Raw genomic sequence first — 23,845 nt, 5'->3', positions numbered from 1 at the left:
TCGTCGTCGGGCAGCGCCTGCTCGGCCGGGCTGATCGCCGGGGAGCCGGATCAGGATGCGCGGGCCGTCGTACGGCTCAGAAGAACCAGCCGAGTTCGGCGTCGCGCTCGGTGGTGAAGGCTTCGTCGAACGCGCGCAGGGTGGCCGGGTCCTTGACCTGGATTCGGTTGGCGGCGGCCAGCACTCGGGCGCGGTGGCCGCCGAGGTAGAGGCTGGACAGTTCCGCGGTGCCGAGTTCCAGGTCGGCGGAGCGGGTGGTCGGCTCGCATTCGGCAATGCCGTCGCGCACGCGGAGAGCGAAGGTGCCGCCCGCATCGCGGAACGGATCGTGCACGGCCACAACCACATCCAGGTCGCTCCGGTAGGTGCGCGCGGTCAGCGCGGCAGGCACGTCCATGATCCGGACCCACAGATGATCACGCCGACCGGTGACCCGCACCAGGCGGGGATCGGTGAGCAGGTAGGGGAGCGGATCGTTGTCGGCCAGATCGCACACCACCCGGTCCACCAGATCCAGGCCGAGCAGCACCCGCCACAGCGCCGCGTGCGCCTCGGTGGTGACGGCGCGGAACTCCCAGACGGTCGCGACCGACTCCCTCTCACCCCATTCCCGGCGGTAGAGCACGTAGCCGTCCGGATGCAGCAGCGCGAACAGCGTCGACGCGCCGCCGCGGTAGCGCGGCGGGTCGGCGAAACAGAGCCGCCAACCGGCGTCGGGGCGTTCCTGCGCTCCGGGCACCAGCCGCCGCCAGCGGTCGTACACGTCGCGGATGCGGGCCTGGGTCGACTCGTCCACGGGGGCGATCTCGACCCCGCCGTGATCCGGTGTGGTGGGCCGGAATTCGGCCCGATGCCGATCGATGCTCACGAAATCGCGCTCGATGGCGGTGCCGTAGCCGAACCGGCCGTAGATGGTGCCCTCACTCGCGGTGAAGATGGTGAGCGGCAGTCCCTCCGCCTCGGTGCGCGCGTGCTGCTCGGTGTAGAGCGCCCGCAGGATGCCGCGCCGCCGGTGCGTCGGAGCCACCGCCACCGCGGAGATGCCGGAGGCCGCCACGGTCCGCTCCCCGGGCACGGTGACGGTCATCCGCCGGTCCACGGTGTGGCCGACGATGCGGCCGCCGTCCATGGCGAGCAGGGCGCGCTCGGGGGTGAACAGATCGGGGATGATGTCGAGCTCGGCCGGGTCGTAGCGCTGGCCGAAGCCGGTCTCCAGCAGGTTCACGACCGCGGGCCAGTCGTCGCGGGTGGACGAGCGGATGGTGATGCCATTCGTCGATGCCATTACCGGACGATCGCACGCGGGCGTGGGGGTGCGCACCTGAATTTCCCGGATGTGCGAACGGAGCCCCACCTGCCGCCCCCGCCGCGGCAGGTGCGGCTCCGCTCTACGAGAGAGCATGGGCGCTCGCGCTAGTCGGGTGCTAATGATCCGCTTGCGTTCGGGTCGGCCGACGGGGCGCGGGAGGCAGTTGCCGGTGGGGCAAGCGCTGCGGTCTTCCTACTGCCGCATCGGCGGGGTCTCCCGCCAGCCAACCGGGAAGGGGTGGTCTCCCGCCAGCCGACCGGGAACCGGGGGCGGAATGCGCGAAACCCGCCTCCGAGTACGGGGGCGGGTTTCGGGGGTGCCGGGGTCAGCGACCGGTGATGTCCTGGTAGTCGCGTTCGCCGTAGCCGGTGTAGATCTGGCGGGGGCGGCCGATCTTCAGCGGCTCGCTGTGCATCTCGCGCCAGTGGGCGATCCAGCCGGGCAGGCGGCCCATGGCGAAGAGCACGGTGAACATGCGGGTGGGGAAGCCCATGGCCCGGTAGATGACGCCGGTGTAGAAGTCGACGTTCGGGTACAGGCGGCGCTCGATGAAGTAGTCGTCGGTGAGCGCGGCTTCCTCGAGCGCCTTGGCGATGTCGAGCAGCTGGTCGTCGCCGCCGATCTTGGCCAGGATCGAGTCGGCGGCCTTCTTGACCAGGGTCGCGCGCGGGTCGTAATTGCGGTAGACGCGGTGTCCGAAGCCCATGAGCTTCACGCCGTCTTCCTTGTTCTTGACCTTGCGGACGAACTCCTTGACGTCACCGCCCTGGGCCTTGATGTCGTCCAGCATCTCCAGCACCGCCTGGTTGGCGCCGCCGTGCAGCGGGCCCCAGAGCGCGTTGATGCCGCCGGAGACGGAGGTGAACAGGTTCGCGTCGGAGGAGCCGACCAGGCGCACGGTGGAGGTGGAGCAGTTCTGCTCGTGGTCCGCGTGCAGAATGAGCAGCATGTCCAGGGCCGCGGCGACCTCGGGGTCCACCTCGTACGGCTCGGCCGGGAAGCCGAAGGTCATCCGCAGGAAATTCTCGACCAGCGACAGCGAGTTGTCCGGGTACAGGAACGGCTGGCCGACCGACTTCTTGTAGGCGTAGGCCGCGATGGTGGGCAGCTTGGCCAGCAGGCGGATGGTGGACAGCTCGACCTGCTCGGGATCGCGCGGGTCCAGGGAGTCCTGGTAGTACGCCGACAGCGCGTTGACCGCGGAGGAGAGCACCGGCATGGGGTGCGCATTGCGCGGGAAGCCGTCGAAGAACCGCTTCAGGTCCTCGTGCAGCAGGGTGTGGCGGCGGATGCGGTCGGTGAAGTCGTCCAGCTGCGACCGGGTCGGCAGCTCGCCGTAGATGAGCAGGTAGCTCACCTCGATGAAGGTGGACTTCCCCGCGAGCTGCTCGATCGGATAGCCGCGGTAGCGGAGGATGCCCGCCTCACCGTCGATGTAGGTGATCGCCGACTTGGTCGACGCGGTGTTCATGAAGCCGGGGTCGAAGGTGGTGTACCCGGTGCTGGCGAGCAGCTTGCCCAGGTCGATCCCGTCATTGCCCTCGGTCGCACTGGCGACGGTCATCGGGTACTCGCCACCGGGGTAGGACAGCACCGGCTTGGCGTCGTCGTCGACGTTGATGATGTTCTCAGCGGGCACGGAAGGATCCCTCTCAGGCTTGTAACCGTCGGCATCGGTGCGGTCGGCACACGGTGCGCTTACCCTCAACGCTAGTCGCTGTCCGGTAGGCCCGACTAATGAGGGTCACCCTTGACTACCTCACAGTCACTTCGCCGCGAGGTGAGGTCCGGTGCGGTCATGTGGTATCGGCATGAACCGATCCGACGGCCGAGATCATCAGCTTCCGGCCGGTACCTCCGCATGTGTGCGGGTGACGCGGTAGCGCACGAAGATCGGGAAGGCGATCGCCGAGATCGCCATGCCGATCACCACGAGCAGGCCGCCGCCCGCCGCAGCTACAGCGGTACCCACCGCGGCCGCCGCGAAACCATGGGCAACATCACCGATACGGGGTCCGCCCGCCACCACCACGATGAACACCCCTTGCAGGCGTCCGCGCATCTCGTCGGTGGCGACCTGCTGGAGCATGGTGGTGCGCAGGGCGGCGGAGAACATGTCGACCGCGCCGCCGAGGGCCAGGCAGGTCAGGGCGATCCAGAGGCCCGCCGCCAGGCCGAGGCCGTGCCCGGTCGCGCCCACCGCGGCTCCGAAGCCGACCATGGCCAGCCCCCACAGCACGATCAGCCAGATCACCGCCAGCCCCTGGCGGCGGATGCGGGTCAGCCAGCCGGAGAACACGCCGCCGAGCACCGCGCCGACCGACATGGCCGCGAAGAGCAGGCCCAATGCCGTTCCGCCCGAGGGGGAGTCGCCGAAGCTGTGCTGTGCGATCTCCGGGAACAGCGCGCGCGGCATGCCGAAGACCATGGCGACGATATCGACGGCGAAGGAGGCCAGCAGCACCTTCTGCGTGGCGAGATAGCCGAAACCGTCCAGCACCTCCCGGATTCCGGCGCGGCGGGTCTCGCCGATGGGATGGATGGACGGGAGCTTCCACACCGCCCAGACGGTGGCGAGCAGCGCGATGGCGTCCAGGAGATACAGCATGGCCAGGCCGGTGATCGGAATGAGCATGCCCGCCGACACCGGTCCGGCGATGGCGCCGAACTGCATGACCGTCATGGACAGCGAATTCGCCGCGGGCAGTTGCTCATTGGGCAGCAGCCGCGGGTAGATGGCGGCGCGGGCGGGCTGGTTCACCGCGAAGAACGCCTGCTGCGCGGCGAACAGCCCGAGGATCAGCCACGGGTTGGTGTTCCCGGCGGCGGCCTGCGCCCAGAACGCCAGGGCGGTCAGACCGGTGCCGGTGCTGGTGATGAGCAGCAGCTTGCGGCGGTCCATGGCGTCGGCGAGTGCGCCGCCCCACAGGCCGAAACCGATCAGGGGGACGAGGCCGAACAGACCGGCGAGGCCGACGTACGAGGAGTTCTGGGTGATGTCGTAGAGCTGTTTGGGTACCGCCACGACGGACAGCTGCGCGCCGATGACCGTGACGATGCCGGTGGTCCAGAGTCGTCGGAAATCCGGATTCCGCAGCGGGGTGACGTCGGCGAGCAGCTGCACCGACAGGAGATTAATGGGATGAATTGATCGGCGGCACCGGATTTCCGGTGATTCATCCCACCATTTCGCCGCTCGAGACCGCTCGGATACGGGTATCCGCCGTGCGGCTCAGGGCTGGAGCCGTTCCACCTTCATGGCCGCGACATCGGTGGTTCCCGGCTCCAGCGTGACCCGGATCCGGTTGTGCATGCGGCTGCGCCGCCCCTGCCAGAACTCCACCGTCTCCGGTCGAATCTGGAACCCGCCCCAGAACGGCGGCACCGGAATGTCGTCGACCCCGGCGAATCGCTCGGTCGTCTCGGCCATCCGCCGGTCCAGCTCCGACCGCGAACCGATGGACCGGGACTGCTCCGACGCCCACGCCCCCAATCGCGACCCGCGCGGGCGCGACCGCCAGTAGATCTCGGTGACCTCCGGCGACACCCGGTGCACCGGTCCGCGCACCGTCACCTGCCGGCTCAGGGCGGGCCACACCAGGGTGGCCGAGGCATACGGCGTCGCGGCCAGCGCCCGCCCCTTGAACGACTCGAAATTCGTGTAGAAGGTCACACCCTCCGGCGACAGCCCCTTGCAGAGCACGGTGCGGGTCGCGGGCTTGGGGCCGCTCGGCGTCAGCTCCACGGTCGCCAGCACCATGGCGTTCGGATCGATCAGCCCGGCATGGGTGGCCTCCTCGATCCAGGTGCGCAGCAACGGCTCCCAGCCGTCGGCCAGCCAGCTCTCGTCCAGATCGGTGTCCCGGCCCGGATGGTTGTCCCCGGCGTCCACGCCGTACTCCACACGCATGGCCGCGATATCCAGCGCGGACGTGACGGATTTCTCCAGGTCGGTCATGGGCCAGAGGTTACTCCGCGGTAATGGTGGCGTTAAGGTCTAACTGATCGGCGAGGCCGCCCATCGATCGGACGGCCCGGTTTGCAAGGAGAGTCACACCATGACTGCCAGCGCTGCGGTTCCCAGTCCAGCAGTTCCGTCCGACTTCGTGAGCGGTCTCGAGGGCGTGGTGGCGTTCACCACCGATATCGCCGAGCCCGACAAGGACGGGGGTGCGCTGCGGTACCGCGGCGTCGACATCGAGGACCTGGTCACCAACCGGGTCACCTTCGGCGACGTCTGGGCGCTGCTCGTGGACGGCGAATTCGGCCGCGGCCTGCCGCCCGCCGAACCCTTCCCGCTGCCCGTGCACACCGGTGACGTGCGAGTGGACGTGCAGGCCGGACTCGCCATGCTGGCTCCCATCTGGGGCTACCAGCCGCTGCTCGACATCGACAACGAGGAAGCCCGCGAGAACCTCGCCCGCGCCTCGGTGATGGCGCTGTCCTATGTGGCGCAGTCGGCGCGCGGCATCTACCAGCCCGCGGTGCCGCAGCGGAAGATCGACGAGTGCACCACGGTCACCGAGCGGTTCATGACCCGCTGGAAGGGCGACCCGGACCCCAAGCACACCGAGGCCATCGACGCCTACTGGGTCTCCGCCGCCGAGCACGGCATGAACGCCTCCACCTTCACCGCCCGGGTCATCGCCTCCACCGGCGCCGACGTCGCGGCCTCGCTGTCCGGTGCGATCGGGGCCATGTCCGGCCCGCTGCACGGCGGCGCGCCCGCCCGCGTGCTGCCCATGATCGAGGAGGTCGAGAAGACCGGCGACGCCAGGGCTCTGGTCAAGGGCATCCTCGACCGCAAGGAGAAGCTCATGGGCTTCGGGCATCGCGTGTACCGCGCCGAGGACCCGCGCGCCCGCGTGCTGCGCGCCACCGCCCAGCGCCTGGCCGCCCCGCGCTACGAGGTGGCCGCCGCGCTGGAGCAGGCCGCCCTGGCCGAACTGCGCGAGCGCCGCCCCGACCGCGCCATCGAGACCAATGTGGAGTTCTGGGCCGCGGTCATCCTGGACTTCGCCGAGGTGCCCGCGCACATGATGCCCGCCATGTTCACCTGCGGCCGCACCGCGGGCTGGTGCGCGCACATCATGGAGCAGAAGAAGCTGGGCAAGCTGGTGCGCCCCGCCGCCATCTACACCGGTCCCGCGCCGCGCAAGCCGGAGACCGTGGCGGGCTGGGAGAACGTGGTCCGCAAGTAGCACGCAGGTCTCACACCCCGTCGGTTCGCCGAAGACGGGAAGCGGCTCGCAACCGAGAGGTTGCGAGCCGCGGTCGTTTCCGGGCGGATCCCCCGGCCTACCGGATCGGCAAGGGGATCAACCCTTCACCACGACCGTTTTCATGATCTTGTCAGCGAAGGTCTGGCGCTTCTCGTCCCACAGCGGCCACAGCCAGCCGATGTAGCAGGCGAAGGAATCCGCCGCGTGGCAGATCTTTCGCACGAATGCCATGCCGAAGCCGATCGGCTGGCCGGTGGCCTCCCCGACCAGCCGGATGCCGAGCATCTTCTTGCCGGGTGTCTGGCCCGTGGTGCCCTCCTTGTAAACCAGGAACAGCAGACCGGCGAAGCCGATCACGAAGGCCAGCAGCATGAACACGACGCCGACGCCACTCATGCCACCGCCGGTGCACCGACCGGTGGTCGTGGAACAGGTGATGTCCTCGGTACCGGCGACGCTCGCGATGATGTACAGCAGCGAGGCCGGAAGGCCGAAGATCAGGCCGTCGACGAGGTAGGCGCCCGCACGGGAACCCCAGTCGGCGAGCGGGGCCTGTGGGCCGTGCGGCGCATAGCCGCCGGGCGCACCCGGTGCCGGGTAGCCGGGTTGCGGTGCGCCGTAACCCGGTTGGGGAGCGCCGTAGGCGGGCTGCTGCGGGTAGCCCGGAGCGGACTGCCCGTACGGCTGCTGCGGGTAGCCGGGGTTGGATTGCCCGTACGGCTGTTGCTGGTAGCCGGGATTCGATTGCCCGTACGGCTGCTGCTGCGGGTAGCCCGGAGTGGGCTGCGGGTAGGGCTGCTGGCCGTAGCCGGGCTGCTGAGGGTACGGATTGTTCGGGTAACTCATTCTTTTCCTTGCAGGGTTGGATATTTCGGCACGGACGGTAGCCGATCCGGTGCCCGCTGTGTGCCGGGCGGGCCGTTCGGGGTCCGGGCTCGCTCCAGTCTGGTGCACTTCGGCTCGCACGGCGCGTCGAGTTGACGAGATTCGCCGCGAGCGGCCGAGTTTCTCTGTCGCGGGGTCGCCGCGACCGGAGATGGGCAGTGCGATGCGCGTAGGAGGATCGCACCTTCTGCGCGGACTGCGCCGCGGCCATGAGCCGGACCTGTCCGAACTGCGGCGGCGAGTTGGTGGTTCGGCCGCGCCGCCGCGGCTGACGGCGTCGGCTCCCGGCTTTCGCGTCCGTGTCACACTTCGCGACCCCGCGTCGTCGACCTGACGAACCAGCTCGCCGCGAAACCGGCGAGCGATGTGAAAGCTGTTGAGGGAGAGTGTATTCCAATGGAAACCGGCTACATCGTCGTCACCGTCGCCGCCGCGCTGTGGGTCGGATTCTCGGCCTTCGCACTGCTACGGCGCGTTTCGTGGGTGGCGGACCCGCTGGTGCGCTACGGGGTGCCGCGGACCTGGTGGACGCCGCTGGGGCTGATCAAGGCGGCGGGCGCGGCCGGACTGCTGGCGGGGCTGTTCGTGCCGGTCATCGGAATACTGGCGGCCATCGGGCTGATCCTGTACTTCCTGGGTGCGATCGTGACCGTGCTGCGGGCCGGGTCGTACGGCACCGTCGTCTTCCCGGTGCTGTATCTGGTGCCCGTCGCGGTCGCCCTCGGGCTGGGCATCGCCTGAACTCAACGGAACGTAAATTCTCGGCCCGGCCGCCGCGACGACGTCGAAGCGGCCGGGTTCCGGTGTGTTCGGGGTGCGTTCAGAGCGCGCGCGAGGCGGTCCAGTCGACCGCCACCGATTCGCCGCGATCGACGGTGAAGAAGGCGACCTCCAGCTGCCGTCCCAGATCGACGAGTTCGATGGCCGACAGCGGCACCGCGGCCACCACCCGCACCGGCCACGGCGACGCCTCGTCCCAGGCGTGCAGCTCCAGATCGAGGCGCAGCACCGGATCGTCGCGTCCGGAATAGTCCGCGGCGACCGGGCTGGCGGCCAGGACGGTGGCCCGCGCCCGGCGGCCGTCGCTCAGGATCTTGGCGATATTCGTGCGGGTGGCCTCCTCCGGTGGCGGGGCGTACAGGACCACCCGGTCGCGGTCGCCCGGATCGACCCGGCAGCACACCACGTCACCCGGCTGCATCCACTCCAGATCCGCCCCGGCGACCCGCTGCCGCACCCGCGTCTCGTACGGATGCCGATCGGCGAGCTGCACGCGGATCCAGAATTCGTGCTCCGGCCCCGAACGCCGCGCCCGCACGCCCAGCACGGTCGCGGTACCGGCGACGCCGCGCAGCAGCAGTTCCCGGCGGGCGGCGTCGGACATGCCCGCATCCCGCCGGGGTAGCCCGCCCGAACCGAACTGCGAGGACAGCCGGGTGAACAGGCCCGGTCGCCGCCCGGGGCGGCCGGAATCGGCCGGGGCGGCGGTCTCCGAGCTGTCGTGTGCGGCCGTGTTCATAGCCGTGAACCATAACCGCAGTGTGTTCGGGGCCACAGCGATACCCGCCGGTTGCCGACGGTGTCGGAGTCGATGGTGTTGCAGCGCCCACCCACTCGCGGATGCGGCCTTCGCCACGCTCTACCCTTGTCGCCATGACCTCTGCGTTCCCGACCATCCCCGACGAACTCCAGCCGGCCGACGGTCGGTTCGGCTGTGGCCCCTCCAAGGTCCGTCCCGAGCAGCTGCGGTCCCTGGTGGACACCGGAGCCTCGGTATTCGGCACCTCCCACCGGCAGAAGCCGGTGAAGGACGTGGTGGCGCGCGTGCGCACCGGTCTGCGCGAATTGTTCTCCCTGCCCGAGGGTTACGAGGTCGTGCTCGGCAACGGCGGCACCACCGCCTTCTGGGATGCCGCCGCCTTCGGCCTGATCCGGGAGAAGTCGCTGCACCTGAGCAATGGCGAGTTCTCCTCCAAGTTCGCCGCCGTCGCCAAGGGCAACCCCTTCATCGGCGATCCGATCGTGATCAAGTCCGAGCCGGGCAGCGCTCCCGAGCCGACCTCCGATCCGTCGGTCGACCTCATCGGCTGGGCGCACAACGAGACCTCCACCGGCGTTGCCATCCCGGTGTCGCGCCCCGCGGGCTCGGAGAACGCCCTGATCGCCATCGACGCCACCTCCGGCGCGGGCGGTCTGCCGGTGAACATCACCGATGCCGACGTGTACTACTTCGCGCCGCAGAAGTGCTTCGCCGCCGACGGCGGCCTGTGGGTCGCGCTCATGAGCCCGAAGGCGCTCGAGCGGGTGGAGGAGATCAAGAACTCGGGTCGCTGGACCCCGGATTTCCTGTCGCTGCCCATCGCCATCGACAACAGCACCAAGGACCAGACCTACAACACCCCGGCGCTGGCCACCCTGCTGCTGTTCGCCAACCAGCTCGAATGGCTCAACGGCAACGGTGGTCTCGATTGGGCCGTGAAGCGTACCGCCGATTCCTCCTCGCGCCTGTACTCGTGGGCCGAATCGAGCTCGTACGCCACCCCGTTCGTCCAGGATCCGGCGCTGCGTTCGCAGGTCGTCGGCACCATCGACTTCGCCGATTCGGTGGACGCCGCGCAGGTCGCGAAGATTCTGCGGGCCAATGGCATCGTCGACACCGAGCCGTACCGCAAGCTGGGGCGTAACCAGTTGCGCGTCGGCATGTTCCCGGCCATCGACCCCGAGGACGTCTCACAGCTGACGCGGGCCATCGACTGGGTCGTGGAAAAGCTCTGAACTCCACCGGTTCCGGGACGCGTCATCTCATGGTTTCGCGGCGCGTCCCGGTTCTGGAAACCTGCCCGGAGCGCAGCGGGGGGCAATCGAACGCAGTAAAATCGTTCACAGTAATCGGGCGCGGGAGTCTGTGAGCAGATTTCCGCGCCTGCGTGTCTTGACCCACTAATCTCAGAAGTGCACTACTGTTCCAGTATATGGGCGGTGTCGCGAGCCTGGCTGTGATCGAAGCAGCGATAAGGAGGTAACGGTGCGTGAACTTCGAGTGATCGGATTGACGCCCGATTCCACGCACATCGTGTGCATCGATACCGAAACCGGTCAGAAGTACCGGCTCGCCGCCGACGACAAACTGCGTGCCGCGGCGCGCGGAGACCTTGCCCGATTCGGCCAGATCGAGATCGAAACGGAAGCCACGATGCGTCCTCGCGATATCCAGGCCCGTATCCGAGCGGGTGCTTCGGTCGACCAGGTCACCGAGGAGTCCGGCATGCCCGCCAGCCGGGTGGAGCGTTTCGCCTACCCGGTCCTGTTGGAGCGGCAGCGGGCCGCCGAGCTGGCGCAGAAGGCGCATCCGGTGCGCAATGACGGGCCGTCGGTGGAGACTCTCATCGAGATCGTGTCGGCGGCGTTCGCCGAGCGCGGCCACAATATCGAGGTCGCCGAATGGGATGCCTGGAAGGACGAGAAGGGCTACTGGGTCGCGCAATTGCAGTGGCAGGCGGGGCGTTCGGTCATCGCCGCGCATTGGCGCTACCAGCCCGACGCGCACGGCGGTTCGGTGGTGCCGCTGGATGATCCGGCCTCCGATCTGATCGATCCGGATTTCGGCCGTGCGCTGCGCGGTCTGGCCACCATCCTGCCGGATCAGAACGAGCCGGTCGCCGAGCCCGCACCCGCCCCGGCCCCGCCGGCGCGCGAACGCGCGGAGTTCGAGGCGCCCGCCACCACCCGCGTCTCCGACCAGCAGAGCCTGGACGGTTTCTACGAGCAGCGGCCGGCCGTGGGGGACGGCACCGTACCGGCCGCCGCGCCCGCGGTACCCGCTGTGCCCACCGCGCCCGCTGTGCCCGCCGCGCCCGCCCCGGCACCGGCCGCGCCCGCCGCGCCGAAAGAACCGGCCGCCGTGACGCCTTCGGCCCCGGCCGCGGTGACGCCTTCGGCCCCGGCCGCCGAGACCAAGCCCGCCGAGAGCAAGCCCGCCGAACCGGCGGCACAGCCCGCGCCCAAGCAGAAGCCGAACCGCGCCAAGCGTGGCGGCAAGGCTCCCATGCCGTCGTGGGAGGACGTGCTCCTAGGCGTGCGCAGCTCGGGCCACTGAGCCCGCGCCGCGACACCTTCGCCCCCGTGGACCCGCGCCGTCGTGGCGCGGGAACCACCCGCCGGACACTGTCGCCCAGCGCCCCGGCACCTCTGCGGTCGCAGGGTCGCGCGCAATCCTCGAGAATCGCCGCTGTCGCGCCCCGCTGAACGCTGCCGTACGGCCCGCCGCCGTTTGGTCTACTGTTTTCCGCCTGCCCGCCTGCCCGCCTGCCCGCCCGGGCCGGGTGTGCGCGGCAAGCGGTGCACGGATCACAGTATGCGCTGGGAATTAGCTATCGGCGCGGGACGGATATCCGTGTGCGAGTAGGGGTGCGGTGGGCGTGTTGCGCGTCGAGAGTACGGAGCGGTGTGACTACCTGCTGATTCACTGTGTTGGTGCGTACCGACCGATTCGTTCGGTAAGGCCGAGTGCGATCGGATCGCCCGGGTGTCCGCCGCGCCCGGAAAGTCCTTGCGCAACCACGCCATTTCGGGCCTGACAGGGGTAGATTTCTTCATGATGGCAGTGATTGCCGAGTCGATCACACGCTGGCTGGGCATTCGACCATTTAATGTAGCTCGATAATAGCTACACTTGGGATGTAAAGATCTCGGGAGGTGTCGCGCCTGTGCCGTCCACAGTCTCCTCGCTCTGGTATGTCGACGCCCCCGATCCGGTAGCCGTCCTGCGCGCACACCCCGGCCCCGATCCCGATGCCGCCTTCGCCCTGGCCAAGCAGCTCAATCCGGATCGCGACGTGGTCCCCGCCGCCTCCGGAACCATGAAGGTCTGGGCCGGACCCGATCCCGAATCCGTCTACATCGGCTGCTATCCCGGCGTCACGGTGGTGTGCTCGACCCAGGCCGCGCTGGCGCGCCCGACCCGGCTGCCGGAACTACTGGTGCGCCCCTTGGCATCCGAGCACACCTTTCTCGTCTCCTACGACCTCGCCATGGGCTGGGGTGCGTTCGCGTACTGGGAGCGCGGGGAATTCCGCCGCGCCTTCAGCGCCACCCGGGTGAACATCCTCGAGGACGAGGGCCTGCCCCGGGTCTGGGAGCGCCCGTACTGGGCAGGGGAGCATCCGATCCAACTGCGCGCCGGAGAACTGCCCGACCCGCAGTTCCTGCCTTTCGACCCACCGGATTTCGCCGACGCCGCCAATGCCGAATGGCTCGGCTTCCGCTACCGAAACGGCGCGACCAGCGCCCCCGGCGTCGCGCCGGAGGACATCCCCACCCTCGCGGATATGCCGCTGATGCCGGAGGAGATCGAGGTCTGCGGCTTCTCCCTGTTCCCGAAGGGACAGGCCCCCAAGCCCGAAGCCCCCGCCGAACCAGCCCACGACCACAACGGCAAACGCGGACTCCTCCACTGGCTGCGCGGCCGCGACCGAGTGAGCTGAACCGCGACACCGCTGCCGGGGCACGGCCGGACAATGCCTCGGCCCGTCCCGCACGCCGATCTGCCGCTACACGCCGATCAGCAGCGCGATCCAGCCCAGCAGCACGCCCGCGCCCAGCCCCGCGATCACCCACCGCGTGACCGGCGCGAACCGCCAGCGCCACGCCGTGGGGAGCACGCCGCCCACCGCGACCAGGTTCACCGCGATGGCCAGCAGCGGATGCACCTGCGCCAGTGCCGCGCCGAAGGCGTACACGCCGCAGGCGGTGAGCAGCGCGACCATGACCACGACGGTGAGTCCGGCCGCCCACGGGGTCGGCTCGGAGTACCCGTACCCGTAGGGTCCGTCCGGCGGATAGGTCACTGTGTCCTGACTCTCTCGTAGAAGGCCATGGCGGCCGCGGTGGCCACATTAAGCGAATCGGTTCCCGGTGTCATGGGGATCCGGGCCCGGATGTCGCAGGCCCGCATGGTGTCCTCGGTCAGACCGGGGCCCTCGGCGCCGAGCAGCAGCGCCACCTTCGTTCCGGTCATGGCCGCGGCCAGGGCGGGGGCGGCGGGATCGGGGGTCAGGGCGATGGTCTGGAAGCCGTTGGCGCGCAGCGGCTCCAATCCGCCCGGCAGCTCCGGCAGCGGCGCGAACGGCACCCGCAGCACATGTCCCATGGACACCCGCACCGAGCGCCGGTACAGCGGGTCCGAACAGCGGTCGCCGAACAGCACCGCGTCCGCGCCGAGACCGGCGGCATTGCGGAAGATGGATCCGATGTTCTCGTGATCGTTCACCCCCTCCAGCACCGCGACCGTGCGCGCGGTGGCCAGCACCCGCTCGGCCGACAGCTCCGGCGGCCGCCGGGCGGCGGCCAGCACACCCCGGTTGAGATGGAACCCCACCACCCGCGCCATCACCTCGGCCGAGGCGCGGTAGTACGGCACGTCGACCCCGGCCAGGTCGTCGGCCAGCTGCTCGTGCCGCCGTGCCGTGCCCAACAGTGCGAAGGGGGCGAACCGGGAGGTCAGCATGCGCTGCACGACCACCACGCCCTCCGCGATGACCAGCCCTTTTCCACCCGGCAGGTCCGGTCGGCGGTCGGCATTGCTGAGGTCGCGGAAGTCGGCGACGCGCGGGTCGGCGGGGTCGTCGATATCGATCACTTCGGCCACGGGCAACCATCCTGCCCTGGCGACATGCGCGGCCCGGCTCCGGACCGGCGCCGCACGTCGTCATAAGGTGAAGCACGACCGCAGGATCCCCGATCGCGAAGAGGACAGCGTATGAGCAACAAGCCGGTAGTCGAATTCCAGGAAGGCCCCGCCCCCGCCGAGCTGGTGATCAAGGACCTGGAGGTGGGCACCGGCGCCGAGGCGAAGCCCGGCGACAAGGTCGATGTGCATTACGTGGGCGTCGAGTACGACACCGGCGAGGAGTTCGATTCGTCCTGGAACCGCGGCGAGTCCATCGACTTCCCGCTGAACAACCTCATCCGGGGCTGGCAGGAGGGCATCCCGGGAATGAAGGTCGGCGGCCGCCGCCAGCTCACCATCCCCCCGGAGCTCGCCTACGGTCCCGCCGGCGCCGGGCACCAGCTCTCCGGCAAGACCCTCGTCTTCATCATCGACCTGCTCGGCGTGAGCTGAGCGGACGGACGTGGCCGTGCCCGCCGCGCATCAGCACAGTGGGCACGTCCAGAATAGGTTCGCTCCGGAACCGCCGGCACGGGTGCGGCGAGTGCCACGGCACTCTGCCGCCCGCCGAAGTCCCGGAGAGGCGGACGAGCCCGCCCTAGCCGACGACCGCGTTCATGATGGTGCCCGCACTGGTGGCCGTCGCACCGCCGAGCATGGCGTTGGCGACCATCTTCGGGGACTGGAGTCCGCCGCCGCCCCATTTCTCCCAGGCGAAGCGGCCGCCGCCGTAGGTGATGGCGGCAATTCCGGACATCTGGGCGAACCAGGTGAAATAGCGGAACATCTTCATGAGCTTGTCGGCGGCCGGAGGGGTTTCCGACGTGGGATTCGTGTACTGCTGTGCCACAACGGTTCCGTACAGGTCGTGCGCGGCGACGAGAATACTGCTCACGATCAGTTCCTCTCCGAATACCAGATGGTGGGATGGAGCTTCTTGTGAAACCGGTCGACCAGAGCAAATCGGGCTAATTCTAAACCCTGTGATCTTGTTATTTGCGAACGATCTCGACGGGGTCGGCGAGGCTGATAGCAATCTGTGACTGCTGTCCGCCGCTGCCCTTCGTGAGCGTCGTCAGCGCCTGATTCGCCTGTTTGCCCAGGGTGGTGGTGACATTCTGGAGCTGGTCCACCCCACCCGTGAGCGCCTGCATGGCCGCGAGCAACTGTGCCGCGCCCTGATCGGCGAGCTGCGGGATCTGTTCGGCGAGTTGCGCGCCCTGGCCCAGCTGGGCGCTGGCGTCGCCGAGGCGCACGGCGGCGTCGCGTAGCAGCTGGCCGATTCGCGTGTCGGGGGTGACCTGGGTGCCGGTCAGCTGTCCGAATCCGGTCAGCTGCGCGCTGGCCTCGTCGGCGACCTTCCGCAGCCCCTCGAGCTGGGTGATGATGTCCGCCAGCTGCGGATCCGCCGCGAACGGCAGGGCGCGCAGCAGCGGCAGCACCGTCGCGAGTCCGCTGCTCAGCGTGGTCGCCGACTGCTGCACCTGGCCGACCGTCACGCCGGTGGTGTCCAGGGTGTCGGCGAAGGAGTTGGCCTGCGCGGTCGCCGCCGACACCGTCTGCTCGAGCGTGGCGATGGCCGAAGTGATCTGTCCCGCACCGGATTTCGCGCTCTCCAGGAAAGCAAGCATCTCGTCGGCCCCGCCCTGGAACTGCTCCGCGCCGTCGGCCGCCGCCTGCACGCCCGCACCCAGCAGGGTGGCGGTGAACGCCACCTGCGACACCTGCCCGCGCGCGGAGTTCATGAGCGCGAAGACGGTGTCCATCCCGGCCGCGCTGATCTGCCGGGTCACCTCGGTGACCGCGTCGTTCACCAGGTTCGGGTCGGCGTGATCGTTCGTGCTCACCTCCACCCGCGCCCGCTGCGGGTCGGCGGTGGCCAGCGAGGCGACGGAGGTGGACAGGTCGGCGGGCAGGGTGACGATCGCCGCGTACTCGGAGGTGTCGGCCTCGTCGACCACCTCCCACTCCTGCGCGCCGCCCTCGCGCAGGCTGGTGGCGATGCGCTCGCCGAGGGGACCCTCGTCCTCGTTGACGAGCGCCACCGCGGTGGGCGGATCCGACCAGCGCAGATAAGCGACCGCACCGGCGGCGAGCGCTCCGGTCAGGACGAGGGCGAGCAGTGCGAAGACCAGGCGTTTGCGGCCGCGGATTCCGGTGCGGTGCGACGCGGTCGACTTCGAGGTGCTGTTGGCGGACACGCTTAGCGACCGTACGGGTACGAAATGTCCTCAGCTCTGGCGATTGTCTGAGGGTTCGGTAAGGGATGCGGTGCGATCGGGCAGATCCAGCACCAACCGTACGCCGCCCAGCGTGCCGTCGTCGAAATAGGCACGGCCGCCGTGCAATTGCGCCTGCTGCGCGACCAATGCCAGCCCCAGTCCGGAACCGCCCTTGCTGGCCTGACTGCCCCGGAAGAAGCGCTCGAATACCGAATAGCGTTCCGCCTCGGGAATTCCGCGCCCATTGTCGTCCACGGAAATGATGATGTGCCCGTTGCGGGCCCGGTGCGCCGACAGCAGCGCCTCGGTCGCCCGCCCGTGCCGCGCCGAGTTGGCGAGGGCATTGTCGAGGGCGAGCCGCAGCCCGGTGGGCAGCCCCCGGGTGACCAGTTCGGCATCGGTGTCGATGCGCACCTTCAGCTGGGGGAAGTGCCGCATGGCGTCGTGGGCGGCGGTGTCGCAGAGATCGCCCACATCGGTTTCCACGTGGTCGCGTTCATCGGTGAGGTCGCCGGCGGCCAGCCGTTCCAGGGCGGCCAGGGTGGCCTCCACCCGGTCCTGGCTGCGCTGCAGATCGGCCAGGATCTCCGCGCGCTGCGTCTCGTCCAGGTCCAGGGTGCGCAGCACCTCGAGGTCGGTGCGCATGGCGGTGAGCGGCGTGCGCAGTTCGTGTGCGGAGACGGCCGCGAAGTCGCGCGCCGTCTCCAGCGCGGCGGCGGTCTCGGCCTGCGCCCGGTCCACCCGCCGCAGCATGGTGTTGACGGCGTCGGCCAGCTTCTCGGCCTCGCGGACGCCGGAGCCGTCGACCGGCAGCGGCCCACCGGAATTGGAGGGGCGGCGTTCATCGACCTGCCGGGTCAGATCGGCGATCGGGCGTACCGCGCGTCCGCCGAACAGCCAGCCCAGCGCGGCCGCGGCGACCACCGCCACCACGGCGGCGACGAGGACCCAGCGCCGCTGCTCGGCGGTGGCCTCGGCGGTCTGTGTGGTCGGAATGCCCAGGGAGACAACGCGTCCGGGCGGCTGGTTCTGATCGGTGGTGAGCACCCGGTAGGGCACGTCACCCACGGTGACGGTCTCCGACCCCAGCGGCAGCTTCGGCAGTTCGGTCCGGGTGCTGTCCACCAGACCCTGCTGATTGCGGACGGTGATCGCCAGATCCTTGTTGGCCCCGAGGAATTCGAGCACATTCACCGACAGCACGGGCTCGATGAGCACGATCTGCGAGGCCAGCGTCAACTGCTGGTCGGCCTGGGCGAGATTGTTGCGCTCGATGGCGTAGATGGTCACCCAGGACAGCGCGGCCACGATGACGGTCGCGCCGAGCGCCGCCGCGGCGGCGACGCGGGTGCGCAGCGAATACGACCGTCTGTGTTTGATTGGCCCTCCGCTCCCTCGCTTCGCTCCTCCGCTCCGGTCGGTCCGGAACCGGGACGCGCCGCGAACCGAACGGGGGGTGTTCACTTCGGTGCCCGCAGCACGAATCCGACCCCGCGGATGGTGTGCAGCAGTCGCGGCGTTCCGTCGGATTCCAGCTTGCGACGCAGGTAGCCGACGAAGACGTCCACCACATTGGTGTCGGCGGCGAAGTCGTAGCCCCACACCAGTTCCAGCAGCCGTTCCCGGCTCAGCACCACCCCGGCGCTGCGGGCCAGGGTGGACAGCAGCTCGAATTCCCGCTTGGTGAGTTCGATCTCCTTGCCGTGCAGCAGCGCCCGGTATCCGGCCACGTCCACCTCGAGCGGTCCGACGGTGATGCCGCCCGGGGTGGTGGGCGCGGCGGCGTCGCTGCTGCGGCGCAGCAGCGCGCGGATCCGCGCCACCAGCTCGGCCAGTACGAAGGGTTTGACCAGATAGTCGTCGGCACCCGATTCGAGTCCGGCGATGCGGTCGTCGACGGAGCTGCGCGCCGAGAGCACGCAGATGGGCACCTCGTTGCCCATGGCACGCAGCGCCGTCACGACCCCGGCCCCGTCCAGGACCGGCATATTCATATCGAGCACCACCGCGTCCGGCGACTCCTCGGTCACGGCGCGCAGGGCCGCGGCGCCGTCCCGGGCGATCACCACCCGGAACCCGGAGAGCCGCAGCCCGCGTTCGACGGAGGCGAGCACATCCTCGTCGTCGTCGACTACCAGCACGGTCGGGGTCTCTCCGCGTTCGGCCACGGTGTCCATTTTGGCGCAGTCGAGGTCAGTAGTTGTGGCAGGACTCCGCTACGGCCTGGATGGCGGCGGCGATTCCACCGGCCCTCGGATCGTTCTCGGCCTGGGCGGCGGCCTCCGGATTCGCGCGGACATAGGCGTCGAACTCGGCCTGGCGCTGTTCGATGGGCTGGTCGAACTTGGCCCGCAGTTCGGCCTTGGTGTCGGGATTCTGGTCCAGGAACTGGGCCAGGGCGGGGGCCTTGTCGTGCAGTGCGGCATCGACCTGGTCGAAGGTGCAGGTGGAGGTGAGCAGCGGCGCGACCAGATCGGCGGGCGCGGCGGCGGCCGTCGCGGGGTAGAGCCAGACGGATACCGCGGTGAGAGCGCCGAAGGCTCCCGCGGCGGCGACGGCGCGGCGCGGACGGCTGTGCAGAGATGACATGCGCCCGACGCTAGGCCAATCGCTCGAGGGCCCGATGAACGGTTTCTGAGAAGTTCTTGAAGATGAAACCCGTTCAGTTGGTGACGGCCGGGTCGACCGGGGTGTCGCCGCTGTCGGCGGCGTCCTGGTCGAGGGGCAGCGGCGGGGTGCGTTCACCGCTGCGCATGAGTTCGGCGGCATCGCCGACCTGCCGTTCGAGCACGTCGAGCATGCTCGCGTCCTCGATGGTGGGCGGCACCTCGTACTCCTCGCCGGAGGCGATCTGGCGGATGGTGCGGCGCAGGATCTTGCCCGAGCGGGTCTTGGGCAGCGCGCTCACCACGACCACGTCGTGGAGGGTGGCGATGGCCCCGACCCGGTCGCGCACCCGCTCGGTCACCTCACCGCGCAGCTGTTCGTGGTCGATGTCCACGCCCTGTTTGAGCACCACGTACCCGATCGGCCGCTGCCCCTTGAGCTCGTCGGGTATGCCGATCACCGCGGTCTCGGCGACGGCCGGATGTCCCGAGATGGCGGCCTCGATTCCGCCCGCGGAGAGCCGGTGCCCGGCCATATTGATCACGTCGTCGGTGCGGCCGAGCACGAACAGGTAGCCGTCCTCGTCGAAGTATCCCGAGTCGCCGGTCAGATAGTGGCCGGGATACGCGGAGAGATAGCTGCGCTCGAAGCGGGTGTCATCGCGCCACAGTGTCGTGAGTGTGCCGGGCGGCAGCGGCAGCCCGATCACGATATTGCCCTCGGTGTTGGCGGGCACCGCGTTGCCGTTGGAGTCCAGCACCCGCAGCCGGTACCCGGGCACCGGCACCGCGGCCGAGCCGGGCTTGACCGGGAGCTGTTGCAGTCCCAGCGGATTGGCGCAGATCGGCCAGCCGGTCTCGGTCTGCCACCAGTGGTCCACGACGGGGCAGTCCGGGTGGTCGGCCAGCAGAATGGTGGTCGCCCACTCGTAGGTGGCCGGATCGAGCCGCTCCCCGGCGCAGAACAGCGCGCGCAGCCGGGACAGGTCGTGGCGTTTGGCGGCCGCCGCCTGCGGATCGGCGCGCCGGATGGCACGCAGCGCGGTCGGCGCGGTGAACATCACATCGACGCCGTAGTCCTCGATCAGCCGCCAGAAGGTGCCCGCGTCGGGTGTGCCGGTGGGCTTGCCCTCGTACAGCACGGTGGTCGCGCCCATCAGCAGCGGCGCGTAGACGATGTAGGAGTGTCCGACCACCCAGCCGATATCGGAGGTGGTCAGCATGACCTGCCCGGGGGCGACGTCGTAGATATTGCGCATGGACCAGGCCAGCGCCACCGCGTGGCCGCCGTTGTCGCGCACCACGCCCTTGGGCTTCCCGGTGGTTCCGGAGGTGTAGAGGATATAGAGCGGATCGGTGGCGGCCAGGGATACCGGTTCGGCCGGTTCGGCGTCGCGGACGGCGTCTTCCCAGTCCAGCCAGCGCGCGGCCACCGTTTCGGCGGAATCGGGCAGGTTCTCGGTGGCGGCCTGCGGGGTGGGGAAGCGGATGGTGGGGAAGCCGTCGCGCTGCTTCACCAGGACGAGCCGGGGCGCGGTGGTCTCGGCGATGTCGAGGGCCTGCAGCACGATGGGCGGGTACTCGATGTGGCGGCCGGGTTCGAGTCCACCGGATGCCGTGATGATGAGCACAGGTTCGGCGTCGTCGATGCGGGCGGCGAGTTCGGGGGCGGCAAACCCGCCGAAGACCACGGAGTGGACCGCGCCGATGCGCGCGCACGCGAGCATCGCGACCACGGCTTCCGGGATCATCGGCATATATATGACGACTCGGTCGCCGGTTCGGACACCGAGGCGCAGAAGGGATCCGGCAAATCGGGCGACTTCGTCGAGTAGCTCCCTATATGTATAGATGAGCCTGGCGCCCGTCATAGCGGAGTCGTATATTAGGGCGGGCTGATCGGCGCGACCCCCGGTGTGACCGTTGGACCGGTCATCATCCGATGTGATGTCGCGCACATGGCGGTCGAGTGCGTTGTAGGAGGTGTTGAGGCGAGCATCGGGAAACCACCGGGCCGTCGGGCGGGTTGTCGGGTCCATGATCTGGCTGGGAGGCACCTCCCAGCTGATGAATTCGGCCGCGGCGAGCCAGAACTCCGAAGGATCGACCAGGCTCGTCTGGTACGCCGGCCGGTACTCCTGCTTCGCGTTCAACCCCGTGACTCCCTAGCTCCCCGTCGATGCCCGCCTCGATAGATCTGCCTGATTGTGGCAGACTTCACGCGACGTCCGGGCGGACGCCGCGACCTTTGATTTTGTCTGGAACAGGCAGGTCAGCGACCGGTGGTTGCCAAGAGGTCACACAAGAAGTTATTGATCCGTTAGAATCGCATGTCACATATTTCGGCCGTCATGGACGCAATTTCTCGGCCAGCCGCAGTTCTCGGCCAGCTCTGCCTGTCGAGCCCAGCGTGCGATCGTGGAGGCTCGCTGATAGCGCGTGGCCAGGGCCAGTTTGGAAAGTGAGTGGGAGATGCGCGACGCCGCTAGTTCCGGCAGCAAGCGCTGGGCGCTGAGCAACTGGGACCTGCGCTGGAAGGTGACGGCTGTGCTGGCCGTCCCACTGCTGGTCGCGGTGGTGCTCGGCGCCTCCAGGATCTCGGCGGAGTTCCGAGAGTCGACACGGCTGTCCGCGGCGGTGGAACACGTCAGCGTGATTCCGGCCATCACCGGCCTCAGCGCGACCGCGTCGCAGGTCGCCGGTGGTCAGATGGTGAAGATCGGCGGGAACTCGTTCACGACCGATCCCGAACTCGCCCAGCTGGACACCGCGATCCAGTTCGCCGAGAAGGCCGCTCCGAAGCTGAGCGACATGCCCAACGCGCGCACCGCGCTGGACGACATGATCGTGGCCGCCAAGGCCATTCGGGCACAGGGTCTCGCCCCCTCGGAGTCGGTTCCCGACACGGTCGCGCAGATCGAGCGGATCCGCGGCAACAGCGTCAACACGGTGGAGTCCATCGTGGCCACCGTCGCCGACAAGTCCGTCGACCAGGCCAAGCTGCAGCTGGTCGACTCGCTGAACTCCCGTGCCGTACTGGTCGGCGAGGTCGCCGGATTCGCCGAGGCGCTACGCAACAACCCCAAGGATGGCGTGCGCGACATCCAGATCGGCATCAGCACCGAACGCCAGTTGCTCGCCGTGCTCGCGCACCGGTTCCCGGATGGCGATCCGCTCATCTCCGAGCTGCAGAACCAGGTGAACATCCGGCTGCAACTCGTCGGCGGCCCGGAGGCAAGCGCCGGTCAGCTGCCGGTGACGGATCTGAAGGATTCGCTGGTCGTCAGCGTCGACAACTACCAGACCATCGCGACCGAATCGACCAAGTCCATCGTGTCCCGCGTGGACGCCCTGGCCGCCACCGCGCGCACCGACGCCATCCGCTACGCGGTCGTCGTCATCGCCACCATCCTCGGCGCGCTCGCCCTGGCCGTGCTGATGGCCCGCTCGATGATCGTGCCGCTGCGCCGGCTGCGTCTGGCCGCGCTGCGCGTCGCCGAACACGATCTGGCCCAAGAAGTCTCCGCGCTGCGCGACGGCGCGGACCCGGAAGACGTTCCGCTCGAGCCCATGCCGGTGGACACCGACGAGGAGATCGGCCAGCTGGCCCGCGCCGTCGACGACATCCACGGGCAGGCGCTGCGCCTGGCCGCCGACCAGGCCGCCATGCGTACCCAGGTCAACGACATGTTCGAAACCCTGGCCCGCCGCTCCAAATCGCTGGTCGACCACCAGCTCACCCTCATCGAGGCGATGGAGTACGACGAGAAGGACCCGCGCCTACTCGAGAACCTGTTCCGCCTCGACCACCTCGCCGCGCGTATGCGACGCAACGGCGACAACCTGCTGATTCTCGCCGGCACCAAGCAGCGCCGGTCCAAGTCCGCCCCGGTCGAGATCGCCGACGTGCTGCGCGCGGCCATCTCCGAGGTGGAGGACTACGAGCGCGTGAAACTGGGTGCCACGCCGCGCGGTTCACTGGTCGAACCGGCCGCCTCCGACCTCGCGCACCTGTTCGCCGAGCTGCTCGACAACGCGCTGCGCGCCTCGCCGCCGGAGACGGACGTGAAGTTCACCTTCGCTCAGGCGCACGACACCGGTCTGCTCATCGAGGTCGCCGACCGCGGCATCGGTATGCCGCCCGCCGAGATGGCCGAGATCAACCGTCGACTGGAGACCACCGCCGAGGTCGGTCCCGACACCGCCCGCCACATGGGCCTGTTCGTGGTCGGCCGACTGGCCGAGCGGCACGGTCTGACCGTGCGGCTGCGGCCCACCTTCGACACCGCGCGCGATCCGGGTGTGACCGTGACCGTGCATGTGCCCAAGGCGCTCATCCTGGCCCCGGGCGGATCGATTTCGGTGCCGCCGCAGCCGGGTGGTCAGCAGCCCGCCCCGCAGCCGGGCGGCCCGCAGCCGTCGGCCCCGTCCTCCATGCAGATGCGGGCGGTCACCCGCACCGCCACCGGCAATGTGATGGTGACCGTGGATCCGGGCGGGAGCGGGCCGATTCCGGCCGGTTCCGGTTCGGGTGCCGGTGCCCCCGCGCCCACCGCCGCGAGTGCGTCCGGTGGACTGCCCCAGCGGTCGCCGGGGTCGGCGGGTGCCGCGGTGGGACTGCCGCAGCGTGCGCCGGGTGGCGCCGCGCCCGCCGGGCCGGGTGGGCTGCCGCAGCGGCAGCCGGGTACCAGCGGTCCGACCGTCCGCCACACCGTCGCGCCGCCCGGACCGGGCGGGCTACCGCAGCGTGAGCCGGGCGCGAACAATCCGGTGCCCCCGTCCGGGCAGCCGAATACCAATCTGCAGCCGCGTCAGCCCGGCGAGGGTCCGGCGCGTCCGGGCGGCGGGCTCGCCGCCAATATGATGCGCCGCCAGGCCGGTGCGCCGGGTGCGCCCGGCGGTCTGCCGCCGCGGCCGGGGCCGGGTGCGCCGCC

General features: G+C 69.4%; 21 protein-coding genes and 1 pseudogene. 8 read left to right on the top strand and 14 right to left on the bottom strand.

Annotated elements, in window-relative coordinates; genetic code table 11:
* Positions 1-76: 76 nt before the first annotated feature.
* The 4 genes from QMO76_RS29230 to pdxH form a co-directional block, all read right to left on the bottom strand.
* Positions 77-1,285 carry a GNAT family N-acetyltransferase gene (locus QMO76_RS29230; protein ID WP_306364575.1) on the bottom strand — a complete coding sequence of 403 codons (1,209 nt, stop codon included), beginning with the start codon at positions 1,283-1,285 and terminating at the stop codon, positions 77-79.
* A gap of 349 nt (positions 1,286-1,634) precedes the next feature.
* Entirely contained in the window at positions 1,635-2,948 is a 1,314-nt protein-coding gene (locus QMO76_RS29225; protein ID WP_282781200.1) for a citrate synthase, read from the bottom strand.
* 198 nt (positions 2,949-3,146) lie between these two features.
* Positions 3,147-4,433, bottom strand: coding sequence for an MFS transporter (locus QMO76_RS29220; RefSeq protein ID WP_306364574.1), 1,287 nt, complete (start codon positions 4,431-4,433; stop codon positions 3,147-3,149).
* Positions 4,434-4,541: 108 nt separating this feature from the next.
* On the bottom strand, positions 4,542-5,267 hold the full coding sequence (gene pdxH / locus QMO76_RS29215; protein ID WP_306364573.1) for a pyridoxamine 5'-phosphate oxidase: 726 nt from the start codon (positions 5,265-5,267) through the stop codon (positions 4,542-4,544).
* A 100-nt stretch (positions 5,268-5,367) separates the two neighbouring features.
* Here pdxH and QMO76_RS29210 point away from each other — a divergent pair, with 100 nt between their 5' ends.
* The gene (locus QMO76_RS29210) at positions 5,368-6,510 is read left to right on the top strand and encodes a citrate synthase 2 (protein ID WP_306364572.1); all 1,143 of its coding nucleotides are present in this window, start codon (positions 5,368-5,370) and stop codon (positions 6,508-6,510) included.
* 117 nt (positions 6,511-6,627) lie between these two features.
* Here QMO76_RS29210 and QMO76_RS29205 read toward each other — a convergent pair whose 3' ends face one another.
* Complete coding sequence (locus QMO76_RS29205) at positions 6,628-7,377, bottom strand: RDD family protein (protein ID WP_306364571.1); 750 nt, start codon at positions 7,375-7,377, stop codon at positions 6,628-6,630.
* Between the two features lie 230 nt (positions 7,378-7,607).
* On the opposite strand from QMO76_RS29205, the pseudogene QMO76_RS35445 reads away from it, so the two are divergent.
* Together QMO76_RS35445 and QMO76_RS29200 are read left to right on the top strand one after the other, a co-directional pair.
* Positions 7,608-7,688: pseudogene (locus QMO76_RS35445) on the top strand (DUF1272 domain-containing protein); the annotation flags it as partial.
* A gap of 124 nt (positions 7,689-7,812) precedes the next feature.
* Positions 7,813-8,157, top strand: a complete 345-nt coding sequence (locus QMO76_RS29200) for a DoxX family protein (RefSeq protein ID WP_306364570.1) — start codon at positions 7,813-7,815, stop codon at positions 8,155-8,157.
* Positions 8,158-8,236: 79 nt separating this feature from the next.
* Here the strand turns inward: QMO76_RS29200 and QMO76_RS29195 are convergent, their stop codons facing one another.
* Complete coding sequence (locus QMO76_RS29195) at positions 8,237-8,935, bottom strand: hypothetical protein (RefSeq protein ID WP_306364569.1); 699 nt, start codon at positions 8,933-8,935, stop codon at positions 8,237-8,239.
* Between the two features lie 134 nt (positions 8,936-9,069).
* Here QMO76_RS29195 and serC point away from each other — a divergent pair, with 134 nt between their 5' ends.
* The 3 genes from serC to QMO76_RS29180 all read left to right on the top strand — a co-directional run bounded on the left by serC (position 9,070) and on the right by QMO76_RS29180 (position 12,899).
* The gene (serC, locus tag QMO76_RS29190) at positions 9,070-10,191 is read left to right on the top strand and encodes a phosphoserine transaminase (RefSeq protein WP_306364568.1); all 1,122 of its coding nucleotides are present in this window, start codon (positions 9,070-9,072) and stop codon (positions 10,189-10,191) included.
* Positions 10,192-10,441: 250 nt separating this feature from the next.
* On the top strand, positions 10,442-11,512 hold the full coding sequence (gene sepH / locus QMO76_RS29185) for a septation protein SepH (RefSeq protein ID WP_306364567.1): 1,071 nt from the start codon (positions 10,442-10,444) through the stop codon (positions 11,510-11,512).
* A 610-nt stretch (positions 11,513-12,122) separates the two neighbouring features.
* Positions 12,123-12,899 carry a hypothetical protein gene (locus tag QMO76_RS29180; protein WP_306364566.1) on the top strand — a complete coding sequence of 259 codons (777 nt, stop codon included), beginning with the start codon at positions 12,123-12,125 and terminating at the stop codon, positions 12,897-12,899.
* A gap of 66 nt (positions 12,900-12,965) precedes the next feature.
* Here the strand turns inward: QMO76_RS29180 and QMO76_RS29175 are convergent, their stop codons facing one another.
* Positions 12,966-13,262 carry a DUF2537 domain-containing protein gene (locus QMO76_RS29175; protein WP_306364565.1) on the bottom strand — a complete coding sequence of 99 codons (297 nt, stop codon included), beginning with the start codon at positions 13,260-13,262 and terminating at the stop codon, positions 12,966-12,968.
* Entirely contained in the window at positions 13,259-14,062 is an 804-nt protein-coding gene (locus QMO76_RS29170; RefSeq protein ID WP_306364564.1) for an RNA methyltransferase, read from the bottom strand. Before QMO76_RS29170 ends, QMO76_RS29175 begins: the two co-directional genes overlap by 4 nt.
* 111 nt (positions 14,063-14,173) lie before the next feature.
* Here QMO76_RS29170 and QMO76_RS29165 point away from each other — a divergent pair, with 111 nt between their 5' ends.
* The gene (locus QMO76_RS29165) at positions 14,174-14,536 is read left to right on the top strand and encodes an FKBP-type peptidyl-prolyl cis-trans isomerase (RefSeq protein WP_306364563.1); all 363 of its coding nucleotides are present in this window, start codon (positions 14,174-14,176) and stop codon (positions 14,534-14,536) included.
* Between the two features lie 145 nt (positions 14,537-14,681).
* Here QMO76_RS29165 and QMO76_RS29160 read toward each other — a convergent pair whose 3' ends face one another.
* The 6 genes from QMO76_RS29160 to QMO76_RS29135 all read right to left on the bottom strand — a co-directional run bounded on the left by QMO76_RS29160 (position 14,682) and on the right by QMO76_RS29135 (position 21,064).
* Entirely contained in the window at positions 14,682-14,978 is a 297-nt protein-coding gene (locus tag QMO76_RS29160) for a hypothetical protein (RefSeq protein ID WP_029930944.1), read from the bottom strand.
* 97 nt (positions 14,979-15,075) lie between these two features.
* Positions 15,076-16,284, bottom strand: a complete 1,209-nt coding sequence (locus QMO76_RS29155) for a YhgE/Pip domain-containing protein (RefSeq protein ID WP_306364562.1) — start codon at positions 16,282-16,284, stop codon at positions 15,076-15,078.
* Between the two features lie 30 nt (positions 16,285-16,314).
* On the bottom strand, positions 16,315-17,616 hold the full coding sequence (locus tag QMO76_RS29150; protein WP_306364670.1) for a sensor histidine kinase KdpD: 1,302 nt from the start codon (positions 17,614-17,616) through the stop codon (positions 16,315-16,317).
* A 149-nt stretch (positions 17,617-17,765) separates the two neighbouring features.
* The gene (locus QMO76_RS29145) at positions 17,766-18,473 is read right to left on the bottom strand and encodes a response regulator transcription factor (RefSeq protein WP_306364561.1); all 708 of its coding nucleotides are present in this window, start codon (positions 18,471-18,473) and stop codon (positions 17,766-17,768) included.
* Positions 18,474-18,498: 25 nt separating this feature from the next.
* A complete protein-coding gene (locus QMO76_RS29140; protein WP_306364560.1) occupies positions 18,499-18,894 on the bottom strand; it encodes a hemophore-related protein in 396 nt (131 codons plus the stop codon).
* Between the two features lie 73 nt (positions 18,895-18,967).
* Positions 18,968-21,064, bottom strand: a complete 2,097-nt coding sequence (locus QMO76_RS29135; RefSeq protein WP_306364559.1) for an AMP-binding protein — start codon at positions 21,062-21,064, stop codon at positions 18,968-18,970.
* Positions 21,065-21,383: 319 nt separating this feature from the next.
* On the opposite strand from QMO76_RS29135, the gene QMO76_RS29130 reads away from it, so the two are divergent.
* A partial coding sequence (locus tag QMO76_RS29130) for an ATP-binding protein (RefSeq protein WP_306364558.1) occupies positions 21,384-23,845 on the top strand: 2,462 nt, incomplete at its 3' end.

This window comes from Nocardia sp. CC227C, from assembly GCF_030767025.1.
In the GTDB taxonomy this organism is placed as follows: Bacteria; Actinomycetota; Actinomycetes; order Mycobacteriales; family Mycobacteriaceae; genus Nocardia.
This window is presented reverse-complemented; position numbering and strand designations above follow the sequence as displayed.